Source organism: Streptacidiphilus sp. MAP5-3 (assembly GCF_041262505.1).
GTDB lineage: Bacteria > Actinomycetota > Actinomycetes > Streptomycetales > Streptomycetaceae > Streptacidiphilus.
This window is the reverse complement of sequence record NZ_JBGCCL010000025.1, coordinates 24,315-42,436: the sequence shown is the minus strand read 5'-3', so window position 1 is coordinate 42,436 and position 18,122 is coordinate 24,315. Positions and strand designations below refer to the sequence as shown.

At 71.8% G+C, this 18,122-nt stretch carries 15 protein-coding genes; 3 read left to right on the top strand and 12 right to left on the bottom strand.

Annotation, left to right across the window (positions count from 1 at the left end; genetic code table 11):
* Window positions 1-99: 99 nt before the first annotated feature.
* Window positions 100-1,668: a S8 family serine peptidase gene (locus ABH928_RS28215; RefSeq protein ID WP_370071435.1), complete on the bottom strand. Its 1,569-nt coding sequence runs from the start codon at window positions 1,666-1,668 to the stop codon at window positions 100-102.
* 192 nt (window positions 1,669-1,860) lie between these two features.
* On the opposite strand from ABH928_RS28215, the gene ABH928_RS28210 reads away from it, so the two are divergent.
* On the top strand, window positions 1,861-6,513 hold the full coding sequence (locus ABH928_RS28210; RefSeq protein ID WP_370071434.1) for an ATP-dependent helicase: 4,653 nt from the start codon (window positions 1,861-1,863) through the stop codon (window positions 6,511-6,513).
* 406 nt (window positions 6,514-6,919) lie between these two features.
* Here the strand turns inward: ABH928_RS28210 and ABH928_RS28205 are convergent, their stop codons facing one another.
* The 4 genes from ABH928_RS28205 to rimO all read right to left on the bottom strand — a co-directional run bounded on the left by ABH928_RS28205 (window position 6,920) and on the right by rimO (window position 10,081).
* Window positions 6,920-7,270, bottom strand: coding sequence for a helix-turn-helix domain-containing protein (locus ABH928_RS28205; RefSeq protein ID WP_370071433.1), 351 nt, complete (start codon window positions 7,268-7,270; stop codon window positions 6,920-6,922).
* A gap of 191 nt (window positions 7,271-7,461) precedes the next feature.
* Window positions 7,462-7,944 carry a CinA family protein gene (locus tag ABH928_RS28200; RefSeq protein WP_370071432.1) on the bottom strand — a complete coding sequence of 161 codons (483 nt, stop codon included), beginning with the start codon at window positions 7,942-7,944 and terminating at the stop codon, window positions 7,462-7,464.
* Window positions 7,941-8,552 (bottom strand): CDP-diacylglycerol--glycerol-3-phosphate 3-phosphatidyltransferase, encoded by a 612-nt coding sequence (pgsA, locus tag ABH928_RS28195; RefSeq protein ID WP_370071431.1) that lies wholly within the window; start codon window positions 8,550-8,552, stop codon window positions 7,941-7,943. Before pgsA ends, ABH928_RS28200 begins: the two co-directional genes overlap by 4 nt.
* Before the next feature lie 41 nt (window positions 8,553-8,593).
* Window positions 8,594-10,081, bottom strand: coding sequence for a 30S ribosomal protein S12 methylthiotransferase RimO (gene rimO / locus ABH928_RS28190; protein WP_370071430.1), 1,488 nt, complete (start codon window positions 10,079-10,081; stop codon window positions 8,594-8,596).
* A gap of 286 nt (window positions 10,082-10,367) precedes the next feature.
* Here rimO and ABH928_RS28185 point away from each other — a divergent pair, with 286 nt between their 5' ends.
* Window positions 10,368-11,882 (top strand): recombinase family protein, encoded by a 1,515-nt coding sequence (locus ABH928_RS28185; RefSeq protein WP_370071429.1) that lies wholly within the window; start codon window positions 10,368-10,370, stop codon window positions 11,880-11,882.
* Window positions 11,883-11,928: 46 nt separating this feature from the next.
* On the opposite strand, the gene ABH928_RS28180 is transcribed toward ABH928_RS28185, so the two are convergent.
* The 7 genes from ABH928_RS28180 to ABH928_RS28150 all read right to left on the bottom strand — a co-directional run bounded on the left by ABH928_RS28180 (window position 11,929) and on the right by ABH928_RS28150 (window position 16,789).
* Window positions 11,929-12,363 (bottom strand): hypothetical protein, encoded by a 435-nt coding sequence (locus ABH928_RS28180; RefSeq protein WP_370071428.1) that lies wholly within the window; start codon window positions 12,361-12,363, stop codon window positions 11,929-11,931.
* Window positions 12,353-13,906 (bottom strand): replication initiator, encoded by a 1,554-nt coding sequence (locus ABH928_RS28175; RefSeq protein ID WP_370071427.1) that lies wholly within the window; start codon window positions 13,904-13,906, stop codon window positions 12,353-12,355. The genes ABH928_RS28180 and ABH928_RS28175 overlap by 11 nt, the downstream gene beginning before the upstream one ends.
* A 133-nt stretch (window positions 13,907-14,039) precedes the next feature.
* Window positions 14,040-14,219, bottom strand: a complete 180-nt coding sequence (locus ABH928_RS28170) for a hypothetical protein (RefSeq protein ID WP_370071426.1) — start codon at window positions 14,217-14,219, stop codon at window positions 14,040-14,042.
* Window positions 14,216-15,601, bottom strand: a complete 1,386-nt coding sequence (locus ABH928_RS28165; protein WP_370071425.1) for an FtsK/SpoIIIE domain-containing protein — start codon at window positions 15,599-15,601, stop codon at window positions 14,216-14,218. Before ABH928_RS28165 ends, ABH928_RS28170 begins: the two co-directional genes overlap by 4 nt.
* Window positions 15,602-15,612: 11 nt before the next feature.
* The gene (locus ABH928_RS28160; RefSeq protein WP_370071424.1) at window positions 15,613-16,098 is read right to left on the bottom strand and encodes an RDD family protein; all 486 of its coding nucleotides are present in this window, start codon (window positions 16,096-16,098) and stop codon (window positions 15,613-15,615) included.
* A 62-nt stretch (window positions 16,099-16,160) separates the two neighbouring features.
* Window positions 16,161-16,397: a hypothetical protein gene (locus ABH928_RS28155; RefSeq protein WP_370071423.1), complete on the bottom strand. Its 237-nt coding sequence runs from the start codon at window positions 16,395-16,397 to the stop codon at window positions 16,161-16,163.
* On the bottom strand, window positions 16,394-16,789 hold the full coding sequence (locus tag ABH928_RS28150; RefSeq protein WP_370071422.1) for a hypothetical protein: 396 nt from the start codon (window positions 16,787-16,789) through the stop codon (window positions 16,394-16,396). The genes ABH928_RS28155 and ABH928_RS28150 overlap by 4 nt, the downstream gene beginning before the upstream one ends.
* 231 nt (window positions 16,790-17,020) lie before the next feature.
* Between ABH928_RS28150 and ABH928_RS28145 the strand changes: the two genes are divergently transcribed.
* Window positions 17,021-17,803, top strand: coding sequence for a GntR family transcriptional regulator (locus ABH928_RS28145; RefSeq protein WP_370071421.1), 783 nt, complete (start codon window positions 17,021-17,023; stop codon window positions 17,801-17,803).
* Window positions 17,804-18,122: the final 319 nt, after the last annotated feature.

The window sequence follows — 18,122 nt, the reverse complement described above, 5'->3', positions numbered from 1 at the left end:
GCGCCACGATCGCCCCATGAGACGCCCGCGCCTGACCGGGCCGCCACCGAGCCACCAAGCCACCCATCCGCCGAGCCACCGGAGCCACCGAGGAGCGGATCAGCGCACGTCGGCCAGGCCGTAGCCGTAGTAGGGCCCACCGGGGCAGCCCTTGCCGCCCAGTTGCCGGGACGAACAGCCCAGCGGCATGGCCTGCTGCTCCAGCAGGCGGCCGAGCGCCGCACCGCGCAGGCCCGGATGGCGCGCCGCCTCCACCGCCGCGACGCCGCTGACGCTCGCCGCCGCCATCGAGGTCCCGGCCAGCGCCGCGTACCGGCCGCCGGGCCAGTCGGAGACCACCGCCTGGGGGATACCGCCGTCCGGGTCGCCGCCAGGAGCGGCCAACGCGACCTGCCCGGCACCCCAGTTGGAGTACCCGGCCAGGCTCCCGTCCTGCACCAGCGCGGTGACGTCGAGGACACCGGGCAGTCCCCCGGGCAGCCGGATGCACTCGGCACCGAGATGCCGTACCGGAGGCGTCTCGCTGTCGGCGTGGTCGTTCGGGCTGCGGTCGTCGATCCGGGGCCCGGCCAGGTCCTGCGCGTCGTTGCCCGCGGAGGCGACGACCAGCGCGCCCTTGTCCTGGGCGTAGCGGACGGCCCGGCCGACCGCCGCGGCGATGGCCGCCTGGTCCGGGTTCTCAGGGCAGTTGTACTTCCACGGGTCGGCGAAGTAGCTGTCGTTGATCACAGTCGCGCCGTGGTCGGCCGCCCAGAGGAAGCCGCAGACCAGGTTCTCGCCGTAGTACTGCCCGGCGTCACCGAGCAGGCGCACGGCCGCTATCCGCGCGCCGGGGGCGATGCCGACCACCCCGTCGCCCGGCCGGTCGGCGGCGATGATCCCGCTGACATGGGTGCCGTGGCCGCTCTCGCCCAGCTCCGGGTCCGGCCGCCAGGCGCCGGGACTGGTGTCCGGCGTGCCGGTCGCGCAGGAGACCGACCGGCTGGGGTCGACGGCACTCCGCAGGTCCGGATGTGTGTCGTCGACGCCCGAGTCGAGGACGGCGACGACGACATGGCGCAGCGCGGTGGCGTCCGAGGCGGGCAGCGGGCCGCTCTCGCCGACCATGTTCTGGAACCACTGCAGCTGCCCGTGCGGGTCCGGAGCCATCGGGATGTCGTCCGAGGGCGCGAGCGTCGCCGACTCCCCGGACTCCTCCGGCTTCGGCGAAATCCGCGCTGGGACCGCCTCGGCGGAGGTTCCCGCTCCGGACGCCCCTACCGACCCTGACGACCCCGACGCCGCAGCGAACGCCTTCACCGCCGCCGCTCCGGTCGAGGAGCCGGTCACGATCGGGCTGGTCACCGGAGCGGTCCGGCTGGCCCCGGCGGCGGCGATCCCGGGCTGCGCCCGCACCTCGGCCCCGAAGTCCGCGTCGGAGCCGTAGGCGAGGACGACCCCGATCTGCGGGTACTCCTGCCCGACCACCCCCTGCTCGGCCCGGATCGCGTGGTCCGCGTCAGCCACGCCGGCGGCGTCCGCCCGATCCGCGACGACAAGGTAGGCGAGGTACAGACGACCGGCCCCGCCGACGTAGGGAACGGCGCCGCCGAGCAGGCAGGTGACCAGGGCGAGCACCACGGTGCAGCGCGTCGTCGCAGATCGCAGGCCTTTCGCGACACGCGCCACCGGGCCTCCACGGTTCGGGTCCGGCGCGCAAAGAAGCGCCCCGGGCGGGGATATTCATACGATATGGATCACTTTTGAACGATGCCTCCGGATGTGCTCCATGCGAGGAAGCGCGCGAGGACGAGAGCAAGGAAGCGAGCGAGGCAGAGAGCACAGAGCGGGTTTGTCAGTCCGGCACGGCACGATGGGCGCATGGCACGCGCGCACCGCACCGAATCCGCCCTGGCGAACTTCGCCGCGCCCACCCGGGCGTGGTTCGAGGGCGCGTTCCCCTCGCCCACCTCCGCGCAGGAGGGCGCCTGGCAGGCGATCGGCGCCGAGAGCGACGTGCTGGTGGTGGCCCCGACGGGCTCGGGCAAGACGCTCGCCGCCTTCCTCTCCGCGCTGGACGGGCTGGCCGCCACGCCCCCGCCCGCGGATGCCAAGCGCCGCTGCCGGGTGCTCTACGTCTCACCGCTCAAGGCCCTGGCCGTCGACGTCGAGCGGAACCTGCGCGCGCCGCTGACCGGGCTGCGCCAGGCGGCCACCCGGCTCGGGCTGCCGGAGCCGGAGATCGAGGTCGCCATCCGCTCCGGCGACACTCCTGCGGCCGACCGGCGGCGCTTCGCCACGCATCCGCCGGACATCCTGATCACCACGCCCGAGTCGCTCTTCCTGCTGCTCACCTCCGCCTCCCGGGAGGCGCTGCGCGGCGTGGAGACGGTGATCCTGGACGAGGTCCACGCAGTCGCCGGGACGAAGCGCGGCGCGCACCTGGCCCTCACCCTGGAGCGGCTCGACCAGTTGCTGCCCGCGCCCGCCCGGCGGATCGGGCTCTCCGCCACGGTCCGGCCGCCCGAGGAGGTGGCCCGGTTCCTCAGTCCCGGCCGCCGGGTGACGATCGTTCAGCCGCCGTCCGAGAAGGCCTTCGACCTCTCCGTCGTCGTGCCCGTCGAGGATCTGGGCGAGCTCGGCGGCGGTCGCGGGCCGGCCGCCGCTCCGGGCGTCGCCGAGGGGGGTCCCGAGCGCGCCGCCTCGATCTGGCCGCATGTCGAGGAGCGGATCACCGACCTGGTCCAGGACCACCGCTCCACCATCGTCTTCGCCAACTCCCGCCGACTGGCCGAGCGGCTCTGCAACCGGCTGAACGAGATCGCGGTCGAGCGCGCCACCGGCCAGGCGCTGCCCGCCGACCACGCCCCCGCCGTGACCATGGCTCAGGCGGGCGCGAACAAGGCCGCGCCCCCGGTGCTCGCCCGTGCGCACCACGGATCGGTCTCCAAGGAGCAGCGCGCCGAGGTCGAGGAGCAGCTCAAGTCCGGCCGCCTCCCGGCCGTGGTCGCCACCTCCAGCCTGGAGCTGGGCATCGACATGGGTGCGGTCGACCTGGTCGTCCAGGTCGAATCGCCGCCCTCGGTCGCCTCCGGGCTCCAACGCGTCGGCCGCGCGGGCCACCAGGTCGGGGCGGTCTCGACGGGCGTGGTCTTCCCCAAGTACCGGGGCGATCTGGTCCAGTCCGCCGTCGTCACCGAACGGATGCGGGCCGGAAGGATCGAGGCACTGCGGATCCCGCGCAACCCCCTCGACGTCCTCGCCCAGCAGTTGGTGGCGATCACGGCCATGGACGAGTGGGACGTCGACGAGCTGTTCACCCTGGTCCAGCGCGCCGCGCCGTTCTCCTCGCTGCCACGCTCGGCATACGAGGGCGTGCTCGACATGCTCGCCGGGCGCTACCCCTCCGACGCCTTCGCCGAGCTGCGTCCCCGCATCGTCTGGGACCGGGTCACCGGCACGGTCACCGGACGCCCCGGCGCGCAGCGCCTCGCCGTCACCTCCGGCGGCACGATCCCGGACCGCGGCCTCTTCGGCGTCTTCCTGGCCGGCGCTGACCCGAAGAAGGGCGGGGGGAGGGTCGGGGAGCTGGACGAGGAGATGGTCTACGAGTCGCGGGTCGGCGACGTCTTCACGCTGGGCACCAGCTCCTGGCGGATCGAGGACGTCACCCACGACAAGGTGCTGGTCTCCCCCGCGCCCGGGGTGCCGGGCAAGCTGCCGTTCTGGCACGGCGACGCGCTCGGCCGCCCGCTGGAGCTCGGCCGCGCGGTCGGCGCGTTCCTCCGTGAGATCGGCGCGCTGTCGCCGGAGCAGGCCACGGCCCGGCTGGCCGAGGCAGGTCTGGACGCCTGGGCGGCGGGAAACCTGCTCTCCTACCTCGCCGAACAGCGCCAGGCCACCGGTCACCTCCCCGACGACCGGACCATCGTCGTCGAACGCTTCCGCGACGAGTTGGGCGACTGGCGGATCGCCGTCCACTCCCCCTTCGGCGCACAGGTCCACGCCCCCTGGGCGCTGGCGCTGGGCCAGCGGCTGGCGGAGCGTCACGGCCTGGACGCGCAGGTGATGCACGCCGACGACGGCATCGTGCTCCGGCTGCCCGACGCCGACCTGCTCGACTTCCCCGACCCCGACGCCCCCGCCAAGGCCGCCGGGCCGGGCGCGGACGAGGCCCCGATCGGCGCGGACGCCGTCGTCTTCGATCCGACCACGGTCGAACAGACCGTCACCGACCAGGTCGGCGGCTCCGCCCTGTTCGCCTCCCGCTTCCGCGAGTGCGCGGCGCGCGCGCTGCTGCTGCCGCGCCGCAACCCCGGCCGCCGCACGCCGCTCTGGCAACAGCGCCAGCGTGCCGCACAACTGCTCTCGGTGGCCTCCGAGTTCGGCTCGTTCCCGATCGTGCTTGAGGCCGTCCGCGAGTGCCTGCAGGACGTCTTCGACGTGCCCGGCCTGGTCGAGTTGATGCGCGACGTGGAGAACCGGGCAGTCCGCATCGTCGAGGTGACGACCCCCGAGCCGTCGCCGTTCGCCCGCTCACTGCTCTTCGGCTACGTCGCCCAGTTCCTCTACGAGGGCGACTCCCCGCTTGCCGAACGCCGCGCCTCCGCGTTGGCGTTGGATTCGCGCCTGCTGGCCGAGCTGCTGGGCCAGGCCGAGCTGCGCGAGCTGCTGGACGAGTCGGTCCTCGCCGAGCTGGAGGCCGAACTCCAGCGGCTGACGCCCGAGCGCCGGATCAAGGACATCGAGGGCGTCGCCGATGCCCTCCGTCTGCTCGGCCCGCTCTCCGACGCGGAGTTGGAGCTGCGCGGCGCGGAGCGCCCCTGGGCGCGCGGGCTGCAGGCCGCCCGACGGGTGATCGAGGTCCGGATCGCGGGCGAGCAGCGCTGGGCCGCGATCGAGGACGCGGGCCGCCTGCGCGACGCGCTCGGCACACCGCTCCCGGTCGGCGTCCCCGAGGCGTTCACCGAGCCGGTCAAGGACCCGCTCGCCGACCTGCTGGCCCGCCACGCCCGTACCCACGGCCCGTTCACCGCGGCCGACGCGGCGGTTCGGCTCGGCCTCGGCCCAGCCGTCGTGGTCGGCACGCTGCAACGGCTGGCGGCGACGGGCCGCGTCGTCCAGGGCGAGTTCCGCCCTGGCGGCTCCGGGACGGAGTGGTGCGACGCCGAGGTGCTGCGCCGCCTGCGCCGCCGCTCGCTCGCCGCACTGCGGCACGAGGTCGAACCGGTCCCGCCACGCGCCCTGGCCACCTTCCTGCCCCAGTGGCAGCACATCGGCGGCGGCAACCGGCTGCGCGGCGTGGACGGCCTGCTGCGCGCCGTCGAACAGCTCCAGGGCGCGCCGGTCCCGGCGTCCGCGCTGGAGCGGCTGGTGCTGCCGTCCCGGGTGGCCGACTACAGCCCGGCCATGCTGGACGAGCTGACATCCCAGGGCGAGGTCTTCTGGGCCGGCGCGGGCGCGCTGCCCGGCAAGGACGGCTGGGTCGCCCTCCATCCGGCGGACGCGGCCCCGCTGCTGCTGCCCGAGCCGCTGCCGCTGGAGCTGACCCCGCTGCACTACGCGGTGCTGGCCGCGTTGGCGCCGGGGTACGGGATGTTCTTCAAACAGCTCGCGGAGGAGGTCGACCGACAGCTCCCGGGCACGGAGACACCACCGGGCGAGCTGGCCACGGCACTGTGGGAGCTCTCCTGGACGGGCAGGGTCACCAACGACACACTCGCCCCGCTGCGCGCCCTGCTCGGCTCCGGCCGCACGCCGGGCGCGACCGCCCACCGCGCGCCGCGCGCCACACCGCGCGCCCGCTACGGCGGCTCGCGGGCGATCCCCCGCGTCCCGTCGCTGCCGACGGCGGGCCGCTGGTCGGTGCTGCCGGCACCGCTGCCCGATCCGACGCAGCGGGCCCACGCGCTGGCGCAGACCCTGCTGGACCGGCACGGCGTCGTGACGCGTGGGGCGGTCCAGTCGGAGCGGGTCCAGGGCGGCTTCGCCGGGATCTACCGGGTCCTGTCGGCTTTCGAGGACACCGGCCGCACCCGCCGCGGCTACGTCGTCGACGGCCTGGGCGCGGCCCAGTTCGCCGGCGACGGCGCGATCGACCGCCTGCGCGCGGTCAACACCGCGCTGGAACGCCGGGCGGAGGCCGCGTCGGAAGATCAGCCCGAGACGGTCGTCCTCGCCGCCGCCGACCCCGCCAACGCGTACGGCGCTGCCCTGCCCTGGCCGGACCCACCGGGAGGCGCGGCCTCCTCCCACAAGCCCGGCCGCAAGGCGGGCGCGCTGGTCACCCTCGTCGACGGCGAGCTCGTCGCCTACGTCGAACGCGGCGGAAAGTCGCTCCTCTCCTGGGCCACGGACCCCACCCGCCTGCACCACGCCGCGGCAGCACTGGCCCGAGCGGTGCGGGAGGGCGCGCTGCGCGACCTGACCGTGGAACGGATCAACGGCGAGCCCGCACTGACGTCCGCGCTGAGCGCGACCCTGGAGGACGCGGGCTTCGTCCCGACGCCCAGGGGGCTTCGCCTGAGAGGGTGAACCTCACACAGACGAGGGACTCTGCCGGTGAGGGACCACGCACTATCCGGGGGCGCGGGGAACCGCCTGCGGGGTGGAGCGTCGCCCGATCCCGCAGAACCTGCGGGCCTGCACCGGCAGAAGGCTCAGGTTCCATCCCCCCGCGAACATCAAGCTCACCCCGGCAGACGTGTGCCCGCTCAGCAGGAACCCCCACGCCGCCGCGCTGAACAGCACGCACAGCCCCCACGTCAGCGGACTCCGCCGGGGTATCGACACCATCGACAAACCCTCCCCAACGGGACAGGCAGGACAGGCCAGGACAGAAACCTCATCGTATCCGCGCGGAGCGCAAACGGCCCCTCCCCGAGTCGACATCGAACACCGATCGACTCGGGGAGGGGCCGTCAAAAACCCAGCGGCGGCGTTACGCCGCGACCACGTCCATAGCGCTCGCCTTCGGCACCAGCGACGGAACGCGTTCCGCCGAAGGCACCTGCACGGGCTCCAGCCGGGCGGGACGGCCCGCCTCGCCGGAGGCCAGCTCGGCGAGCGACAGCTCGTCACTCACCTCGCGCATGACCTCGGACATTCGCACGTCGAGGGCATCGCAGATCGCAGAGAGCAGCTCGGACGAGGCCTCCTTCTGCCCCCGCTCGACCTCAGAGAGGTAACCGAGCGAGACCCGCGCGGCAGCGGACACCTCGCGCAGGGTTCGGCCCTGGCGCTGGCGCTGCCGACGCAGCACGTCACCCAACAGACGACGGAGCAGGATCATCGGTTGCTCCCTCCTAGGACCGCGACTAGAGACCTCACAGCCCCACCGTACCGCCTGCCCCGCATCGCGTGCGGGGAGCCTGGTCGTGTTCACTCTGGGCTGCATCCATGGCCCCTCCCCTGTTGTTCGCGGTATTGTCCGCGAATCTTTCCGGCCCACTGCTTGTGTTCTTCCCGGTAGGAGGCCCGTTCCTAACCCACCGGATTGCCCTGGAGCGCCCGCGTCAGCAAGTCCACCGCGGCCGCCACTGCTTTGCGTCGGATTGTGACACGATCCCCTGACAGCCGGAGCGAAGAGACGGATTCTCCACCCACGCGCGAAATCGCCACGTACACCGTGCCGACCGGGTGCCCGTCCTGGGGCTCGGGACCGGCCACTCCGGTGGTCGCCAGACCGAAGTCCGCTCCCATCAGCACCCGCACGCCTGCGGCCATCTGGGCCGCGACGTCCGGGTCCACCGCGCCGCGAGCGGCCAGCAGGTCCGCGTCTACGCCCAGCACCGAGCCCTTGAGCTCGGTCGCGTAGGCGGTGACCGAGCCGCGGAACGCCTTGGACGCCCCAGGAACCGCCACGAACTCCGCCGCCAGCAGGCCGCCGGTCAGCGACTCGGCGACGGCGACCGTGGCGCCCGCGCGCACCAGCGCCGCGAGGGCTGCCTGCGCGTCGGCGGTCACGACCCCGTGCCCTGTCCCGCACGCTCGGCCAGCCCCGCCCGGCGCAGCACGACAGCCTGGCGGATGTAGTCGAGCCCGCTGCCCACCGTGAGCAGCACGGCCACACCCATCAGCCACCAGCGTGCCGACGCCAACGGCCCCGTGAGTACCAACACGTACATGCCGACCGCGATTCCCTGGATCAGCGTCTTGAGTTTGCCGCCGCGACTGGCCGGGATCACGCCGAAGCGGATCACCCAGAAGCGCATCAGGGTGATCCCGACCTCGCGGACCAGGATCACGATCGTCACCCACCAGGCCAGATCGCCCAGCACCGAGAGGCCGATCAGCGCGGTGCCCATGATCGCCTTGTCGGCGATCGGGTCGGCGATCTTGCCGAAGTCGGTCACCAGGCCCTTGCGCCGGGCGATCTCACCGTCGAAAAGGTCCGTGATCATCGCGACGGCGAACGCCGCCCAGGCCAGGGCGCGCCACTTGGGGTCGTGCCCACCGCCTGCGAACAGCAGCGCGGCGAAGATCGGAACGATCACCAACCGGAGCATCGTCAGCAGGTTGGCCAGGTTCCACAGCCCGGGGCCGGCAGGCACGTCGTCGACCGGAGCCGCCATCGGGGCGCCCGTTCTCGCCGCCCCGCCCCCCGGACCCGGTGTCACGCCGACACCTCGGCGTAGAGGTCGACGCCCTCGCTCGCGGTGACCTCGGCCTCGACCAGGTCGCCCACCGCGAGGCCCTCGACGGCGCCGAGCAGGATGGTGATGCCGTCCGTCTCGGGCGCCTGGTGCAGGGCCCGGCCGATCACGCCGTCCTCCTCGTCGACGGCCTCGACCAGCACGGAGACCGTGCTGCCGATCCGTTCCTCGGCGCGCTGCGCGGTCAGCTCCTCCGCCAGTCGGCTGACGCGGGCCAGCCGCTCGGCGACGACGTCCTCGGGCAGCTTGCCGTCGTACTCGGCTGCCTCGGTGCCGTCCTCGTCCGAGTATCCGAAGACGCCGATCGCGTCCAGCCGGGCGTGGGTGAGGAAGCGTTCCAACTCGGCCAGGTCGTCCTCGGTCTCGCCGGGGAAGCCGACGATGAAGTTGGAGCGCGCTCCGGCCTCCGGGGCCTTGGCGCGGATCTGGTCCAGCAGCTCCAGGAACCGGTCGGTGTCACCGAAGCGGCGCATCCGGCGCAGCACGTTCGGCGCGGAGTGCTGGAACGACAGGTCGAAGTAGGGCGCGACCTTGGGCGTCGAGGTCAGCACGTCCACCAGCCCCGGCCGCATCTCGGCGGGCTGCAGGTAGCTCACCCGCACCCGCTCGACGCCCGGAACGGCGGCCAGCTCGGGCAGGAGCGTCTCCAGCAGGCGGATGTCGCCGAGGTCCTTGCCGTAGGAGGTGTTGTTCTCGCTGACCAGCATGACCTCGCGGACGCCCTGCTCGGCCAGCCAGCGGGTCTCGTTGAGCACGTCCGACGGCCGCCGGGAGAGGAAGCTGCCGCGGAAGGCCGGGATCGCGCAGAAGCTGCAGCGCCGGTCGCAGCCGGACGCGAGCTTGACGGAAGCGACCGGGTTGTCGTCCAACCGCTTGCGCAGCGTGCGCGGGCCGGACGCGGGCGCGAGGCCCTCCGGGAGGTCCTCGATCGGGGTCGCGTCCTCGGTAACACCGTCGGCCTGCTCGGCGTGCTCGGCGCCGTGGCCGGGCACCGCGACGCTCTCGGCCGCGGCCTGCCGCTCGACCGGGCTCAGCGGGAGCAGTTTGCGGCGGTCCCGCGGTACGTGCGAGACGTGCGTCCCGCCCGAGAGGATGGTCTGCAGCCGCTCGGTGATGTCTGCGTAGTCGTCGAAGCCGAGCACGGCGTCGGCCTCCGGCAGGGCGTCGGCGAGCTCCTTGCCGTAGCGCTCGGCCATGCAGCCGACGGCGACGACGGCCTGGGTGCGGCCGTGCCCCTTGAGGTCGTTGGCCTCCAGCAGGGCGTCGACGGAGTCCTTCTTGGCGGCGTCGACGAAGCCGCAGGTGTTGACGACGGCGACGTCCGCGTCGGCGGCGTCGACGACGAGCTCCCAGCCGTCGGCTTCCAGCCTCCCGGCGAGTTCCTCGGAATCGACCTCGTTGCGGGCGCATCCAAGGGTGACGAGAGCGACTGTGCGGCGTTCGGGCATGTCGCCAAGGTTACCGAGGTTTTCCGGCGTCCTGAGCATTGGCCCGGAGAGCGGCCTTCTGAACACCGGGGAGGTTGCACTGCCTCAGGGGCACGGGGACTCCTGCGCAAGGAGCCAGTTGCAACACGCAGGGGCGCGGGGAACCGCGCGACATGCCACCCACGCAGGTACAGCCCCGAACGAGCAGGCCCATCCGCACAGGGTGGATATTCGCGCAGTTCCCCGCGCCCCTCGCACTTCCGTAATTCGCACGATCGTGCGGGATGGGAGTGCAAGCATGGTCGACATGCTCACGAGCGAGTATGACGGGTGCGGCCGGTGCTTCGTGGCGGTGCGCCGACTGTCGCGGACCTCGGACGACACCAGTAGCCCGGAGCGTCAGGCGCAGCAGGTCATCGCGGCAGTTGCGGAAGCGGGCGGGCACGTGATCGCGTATGCGGACGACTGGGAGGTGTCCGGGGCGACGGACCCGGTGACCCGGAAGGGGTTCGGTCCGTGGCTGCGCGGTGAGATGGGCCCGTACGACGGGATCGCAGCGGCGAGCGTGGACCGCATCGGCCGCAACGTGCACGACACCCTGAACACGCAGTTGCTGTTGACCGGCCAGGACCGTTCGATCATCACCGCCGACCACCGGGGAGTGTGGGACTTCACCGACTCCAACCAGGAGACCGAATGGCTGTTCAAGGCCATGGGATCGCAGATGGAGTTGCGGGCGATCCAGAAGCGCAACAGGGACGAGGCGCTGCGGGCACGCGCCGCAGGCCAGCCGCGCCAGATGCCCTCCTACGGCTACATGTACGTTCGCCTCGTGCCCATGGGCAAGGTCGATCACGTCGCGGTCGATCTGGTCGCGCACGCGGTGATCTCCGAGGTAGCACAGCGGATCTTGGCCGACGAGACAGGCAAGATCACCGTTCACTCCGAGGCCGCCCGCCTCACCCGGGCGGGAGTGCCGTCCCCCTCCGACCGACGCGCCCAGCTCTACGGGCGTCCGATCAAGGGCACCCCGTGGAACGCCAAGACGGTGCGCGCGATCTTGACCAGTGACGCCGCACTCGGCTACCTGATGCACGACGGTCGCCCCGTGACCGGCAACGACGGCAAGCCCGTGCGCTTGGCCGATCCGCTGTGGGACGCGGCCACCCATCGCGCCCTTGCGGAGAAGCTGGCCCGCAAGCGGGACGGAGCCCGCACGCCGAAGGGCACGCACATGCTGTCGGGGGTGTCGTGGTGCGGCACCTGCGGAGCACGCCTGTACATCGCCGGTCGCAGCGCTGGTCAGCCCGCCGCCTACGGCTGCACCGGCCGGGTGCGCGGCATCCCCGCGTCCCAGGACTGCAAGCCTGCCCCGGCAATGGCCGTCCCGATGCTGAACCAGGCGGTAGCCGAGTGGTTCGTCAATGAGTACGGGGCGGGGCAGGTCATGGCCAAGGTGTACGACCCGGGCACCGGGTACGCGTCCGAGATCAAGGAACTTGAAGCGTCCCGGGCCCGGTTGCGGGAGGACCGCGCGGCGGGACTGTACGACGAGGCCGACGACGCCGAGTGGTTCCGGACCCGCTACGCCCAGTTGGGGCAGGAGATCGCCGCACTACGGGCACTGCCCGAGCGTGCACCCGGCATGCGGATGAAGCCGACCGGCAAGACCATTGCCCAGGCATGGGCGGACGCCGAAGACGACGACACCGTGCGGCGGGAGATGCTCAACGAGTACGACGTACGGGTCGTGCTGCACCCGGCAGGAGCCCCCGAGCGGTACGCGATCACCGGCGCAAGCCTCACGGGCATGGCCGCGTAAGCGTGATGGTGCTGCCCCGGAGACGAAGGGTCCGGGGCAGCACCGCTCAGGCTACGTCGGCGGTGGCCAGCTGGGGCATGAGGTAGCGGACCAGCCGCCCGCCGCGAGTCTTGATCAGCAGCGGACGCGCCGACAGGAGGCAGCCCACGCCCTGATCTTCCCTCTCGGGTACGAGAGCGACCAAGGTGCGCACCGGGGCGATCTGCCACAGCGGGAACGGCTTGGAGTCGAGCGCGAACAACAGACCCGGTAGGGCGTCGATCTCGACCAGGACCCCGCCGCCCTCACGCCGGAGCGCGACCGGCAGCAGCTCAGCGGGCACCACCGCCCGCCAGCCGCCATCGGTCGAGGAGGCAGCCCCGCCGAGCACGGCCGCCGCCCGTTCGGCCACCTCCTGCGATGCACTGACGATCTGCCAGGAGTCCGCGCCGTCACCGGCCCCGGGCAGCGCGCTGACGCGCCCTGATACCTCAGCCCGCATCACGACCCCCTCCGTCCGACCGCCCATCCGGATGATCATGGTCAGTGCCGGCGGCTGCCCGCCGTGCCCCACCCGCCCACCCGGGTTCGAGCTGCCGCGCCGTGCGTCTGCCCCGGTGCGCCTCATCCGCTTCCAGGTCGGCCAGCGCCGCCCGTCCAATCTGCCGGTTCCTCACGATCGACTCCGCGATCCCGGCCGCGAGTTCAGCCTCACCAGGGGTGTAGCCGCGTCCCACGTAGCGCCAGGCCGCATCCACTCCCACGGCCTCCTCCTGCATGCCTGTCCGCCCAGTCAGGTAGGCCGCACGCTCAGCCCGCAGTGCCCCGAAGGTGGTCGAGTAGCGGTAGGTCTTGGACAGGCAGTGTCCCCGGTAACCCAGCATGTGCGCGCAGGCCCTCAGCCGCAGGCGCTCCAGTTCCGGTAGCGCGCCGAGCCGCCAGCAGGTCCCGACCAGGGCCCGCACATGCCGGGTGGCCTTGAGTCTGCGGATCTGCCCGGCAGCGTCGATGCGCCGATCAAGGACGCCTGTGGCTTCCACGCCCTTGGTGGTGTACTTCGCGACGTAGGCCGCCACGTGGTCATCCGTCATCTGCTCGCCCTCTCCTCCGGTCAGGGAGTGGGCGTCCAGCTCACGACCGAACGTCAACCGCCGCTCTCCGTAGGCCGCCGACGCCGGAACCGGCAGTGCCACCGCCGCAGCGGCCGTGCGGATCGTGTCGAGCAGCAGTTCCACCGTGGCCCAGTCAGGGGGCGGGGAGTCGGAACCGGTCGGCCCGTCCAGGCGGATCACGGCGTGGAAGTGGACCATGCCGCGTCGCTGGTACTCCGCCACCTTCGCCGCCGACACGCGCAGCACCCGGCGCACCGCCGACCGGCCGACACCCGACCGCACCCCGATGTGGTGGTACAGGTTGTCCCGGAACGCCTTCCAGAGCACTCCGGCGTGCGCGTTCCACAGCACGTGTCCTACGTAGTCGTAGCAGTGCGCGCAGAGCGCTTGTCCGACCAACGGGTCTGCGTCGTCGTGGATCTGACCGCAGCCACCATCCGATCCGTGCGGACAAGCCTTGGCGCGGATGGGGTGGCACTGGCCCGACCGGTGCACCTTGCCGAACGAGGGCGCGGTCAGGGTGACGAACGCGCGGGGATGGTGCCGGACCGTGGCCGGGATGCCCTTCCCTCCGGCAAGCCCGGCACGGACCAGGTGGAACGCGTCTCCCTGGTACTGCCAGGAGCACGACGGGCACGAGGCGGCACGCCGGTTGCGGCACCGCACCGCCAGCCGCTCCCCGGGTTCGTCCCGGGTGCTGTAGTGGCTCAGGACTTCACCAGTCGCCCGGTCGTACCGAGTGGTGTGGCCGGACAGGTAGATCGGGTGGGCACATCCACCGGTTGCGGTGATCTGCCCCAACCAGCGTTCCAGGCCGGGCATCTGGCCCAGGCGCACAAGGTCCCGATCTACCGGGCTCAGCTGCTTGATGCGGTCCAGGTGGTCCAGGTAGGCGCGTCGCGCGGCCGGGCTCTCAAAGGGGTTGAGGTTCATGGTGGGTGGCTCCAAGGGAAGGGGGGCCGCCGCCCCGGCCACACCAGGCGGAACCCGGTATGACCGAAGGCGACGGCGGAGCGAGCAGGGACATGGGTGCTTGGTCGTGGTCGCATAGGAACTCCAGTTCGAACTAATGGGCGTTGGTCAGGACCTGGAAGACCTGAACCACGGCGGTGATGATCGATTCGGCGATGCGGCTGCGGTCCAGTTCGAGCCCGAGGAGCCCGACCACCACCACGTGCCAGATGCGCAGTTCGCCAGAGCGCACCAACAGGAAGACGACCACGGCCAGGAAGAGGATCAGCGTCACGGCGCGTCCACCTCCGTCTCGTCGTTCACGGTGCCCAACTCGCTCATGATCGGCGCGAGATGGGCGTACTTGTCGGCGATCCGGCGTGCCTGCTCCGGCGTGGTCAGGATCGAGCGGGCCCGCATCCACTGGCCATCCCAACCGAAGGTCACGCCGACGCCCTGCTGTGCGGCGGTGATCCGCTGAACGGCTTCCACGGCATCCGGGTCCAGGTCGCCGAGCGCCATTTCCGCTGTGCCCTTGTCCAGCACCCGGTGACAGACCCGCCCCGCCAGCTGTGCCCGCAGCGCGGTGACGCCGACACCCAGGTCCGAGCCGACACGCTGACCGGCGATCACCAGGTGAATCCCCAGGGCCGCCCCCAGCTGCGCCAGCCGCAGCAGCGCAGTGGAGACCTGCCCCACCTCCGCCTTCTCCGCCGACGAGGCCATCAGGTACAGCTCTGCCAGCTCGTCCACCAACACGATCACCGGGATAGGACGCCTCTTGTCCGGCAGTTCCCAAATCGAGCGGGCCCCGACCGAACGGCACAAGCCCATGCGGTCCGTGGCGATCGTCACCAGCTTGGAGAGCAGGTCAGCCGCCTCCGCGCGGGTCGTGGCCAGAGCCGTCAACCGCGCCTCGAACAAGGACAGTTCCATCCCGCCCTTGAGGTCGATCCCGACCAGCGCCACCCGCTGCCGTGCCCACACCGACACCAGCGAAGCCAGCAGCGTGGACTTGCCCGAACGGGTCGCCCCCACGATCAGCCAGTGCGGCACCACGCGCAGGTTCACCACCCACGCCGAGCCGTCCTCCCACTGACCCACCACGGCCGACAGCAGCGCAGGCAGCAGAGTGCGCGGCACCGACGGAGCCGCCAACGGATCCCACGCGGCAGCCGTCAACTGCACGAACCCGCGCTCATCCGAGACCACCCGCACCGAGTACATCCGCCACGCGTGCGCCAGCGCATGGGCGGCCATGGCGAACTGATAGGGGGTCTGGCCAGGGTGCAGCCGCACCCGGACCACCAGGCCGCCCCGACGCCAGCGCGCCACCCCGATCCGAGGCGGGATCAGCTTGAGCGCACGCCCCCGCACCACGATGCTGCCCACCAGCCCCAGCCCGGGGCGCTTGGACACCGACAGGTCTTGCAGATCGGTAAACCTGCGCCAGCTCCAGCGCACCCGCACCACCGCCACAGGGAACCCGAACAGCGCCCACCACAAGTGGGGAGCCCTGCGCCGCAGCACCGGAGCCACCAACAACGCCACCAGCCACACCACCAGCGCAGCCAGAAGCCAGAACCCGTACGGCGGCTGGTGCCTCACCGGAACCGTGGTAGCCGGGTGTTCCTGCATCGCGCAGGCCACGCCGATCAGGCCGCCGCAGCCGCTCACCATTCCTTCCCTCACTTCCGGACCTCCGCAATCGCGTTGATGGTTTCGATCTTCACCACGACGGTGTGGCAGATCTGATCGGCCCAGGTCTGCCGCCGGTACTGGAACAGCGGCAGGACGTAGCCGAAGAACACCGGGGCTATGTCCACGACGTGCAGCACGCTGCGGATCACGGACCGGGCCGGGCCGACCGGTGCCCCTGTGTCCGCGTCCACGGTCACGATCCCCATGAGCTTCTGGCCCAGGGACTGCCCCGTGCGCCCGCGCAAGGCCGCCTGCCAGACCAGGAAGGCGACCCCCGGGCCCCAGGACAGGAATCCGAACACCGGCTGCATCTGGATGCCCAGCACCATGCCGACCAGTTCCGCCAGGGCGAACACCGGCTTTGCCAGGTCCATCGCGTACGCGTAGGCCGTCAGGATTCCGCCCGCGATGCTGATTTCGATCAGCGACGCCGACGCCCGCGTGCTCCAGTCCGCCAGGCCCGGAATCGCCACACGCGGGCGCCTCTCACCCCGGGCGGGCGGAACCGCCCCCGGCTCCCACCAGTTGCCGCCACTCACGGCGTATCCCGGTCGGTGTCCAGCGGGGGCAGGATGACGCCGTTCTCCGCAGCCTCGTTCGCTATCTCGGTCTCCAGGTCCCGCGCCAGCCGAGCCGCGTCCTCCGCCATCGGCGCGATGATCTGGTACAGGAACCGGTACGAGCCCACCGGCAGCCCGGGAACGATCTCGTCCGCCAGGTCCGCCAGATCCATCAGCCGCTCCCGCAGGTGCCGCCAGTCACGCGCGCTCACTTGGCACCCGCCCGACCCGCACGCGGCGACTCGACACCCTCAGCCGCCGCAGCGGCGGGGGTGGCGTCCGGGGCCAGCGGCGCGGGAGCCGGGGTGACGCGGTCGGCCCGGAAGCTGAGCCCGGCCTTTCCGGCGATCTCCCACCAGAACGCCTCCGGGTTGTGCAGCTGCACGTACCCGCCGACGACCAGCCCCTCGGGCTCACCCGACACCGACACCTCGATCAGCGCACCCCGGCGGCCCTCCGGGCGCACCGCCACCGAGACCACCCACAGCGGAACCCCCTGCGGGTCTGCCTTGACCGCACCCGTGTTGTCGGTCTTCTGCTCGATGCCGACGCACATCGCCGCCCCGAGCTTCCCCGCATCCAGCGGGAGGTTCTTCAACGACATGACTCCAACCTCCAATGCCGCCCTACAGCAAACCCATGGGGTCAGTTGTAAGCACGTTTGACGTTGGCCCCAGAGTGCGCCCGCTTGACCCGGCAAGCAAGGGGATTCATGCTTACGTCTGACGCCTAAGGGCAGTCGCAGGCGGGCTGATCAGCGGGAACGATCTCGCATAAATGTTCGATAACGGGTAAACGACGGCGGGCAAACCGTCATATTGGGGGCACGGCGGCTATGGCGATCATCAAGGCAGAAGCCCTGTACAAACAGGTCGCGAACGAGATGCGCGCCTCGATCATGACCGGCGAGTGGGAACCAGGACGCCAAGTCCCACCTGAGGAGCAACTCAGCTCCCTCTACGACGTCTCACGTCCGACCATCCGCCAAGCGGTTGCCGCTCTGCGCACTGAGGGACTCCTCGACGTCCAGCAGGGCCGGGGCACCTTCGTGCGCGACCGCCAGACCCACGGCAGCGTGCTCATGGACCAGAGCGTCACCCGCACCGGAAACCGCTACAGCACCTGGGCCGACCAGTGGGCCCAGGTCGGGGAACCGGCCGCCGTGCACCTGCGCATCGACGCAGCCACGGCCGCTCTGCTGGAACTCGCCGAGAAGGACGCGGCGTACGCGGTCGAATGTCCCTTGATCCATGAGCCGAGCGGCACCCGGGCACTGCACCGCATGATCCTGCCCATGGAGAACATCACCGGCACCCCGCTCGCCAAGGACGCCGCCGTATCCGTGGCCAAGGCGTACGCGATACTCGCCACCGCACACGGCGAGTTGGAGTGGCGGGACACCGTGGGCGCGCGGATGCCCCAGCCCGACGAGCGGACGACGCTTCACCTCGCCGAAGGCGTACCGCTGCTGATCGCCCAGCGCCTCACACTCACCAGCGCAGACGATCGCCCGCTCATCCTGGAGACCACTAGCCTTGGCGCGGGTCAGGCGCAGTTCGCCTACGCGATCCAGGCCAGCCCCAAGCCCAAAGCCACCAAGGCCAAGCCACAACGCTGACCGGCCAAGCGCACCGCTGCCCCCGAGCATCTCGCCCGCTCGGGGGCTGTCGCATTTAGCCTTTACTCACTCAAGGGCGGCGCGAGCGCCGCCGGGCGGCCCCTGCCGCCCGGCCCTTGCGCATGCGGCCTTGCGGCCGTTCGCGGGCGGGCGGCCGGACCGCCCCGTGCGCTCAACTCCCCAGAGCAGCACGACCAGACGACGCCGACGACCGGCGGCCAACGCGGGGACCAGTAGCGGTGGCCGGGGGCGGCAGGCAGGCCAGCGGCCTTGGGCCGTGCCGCCCGGACGCGAGCAGCCACGCCGTCCGCCCAAGGCC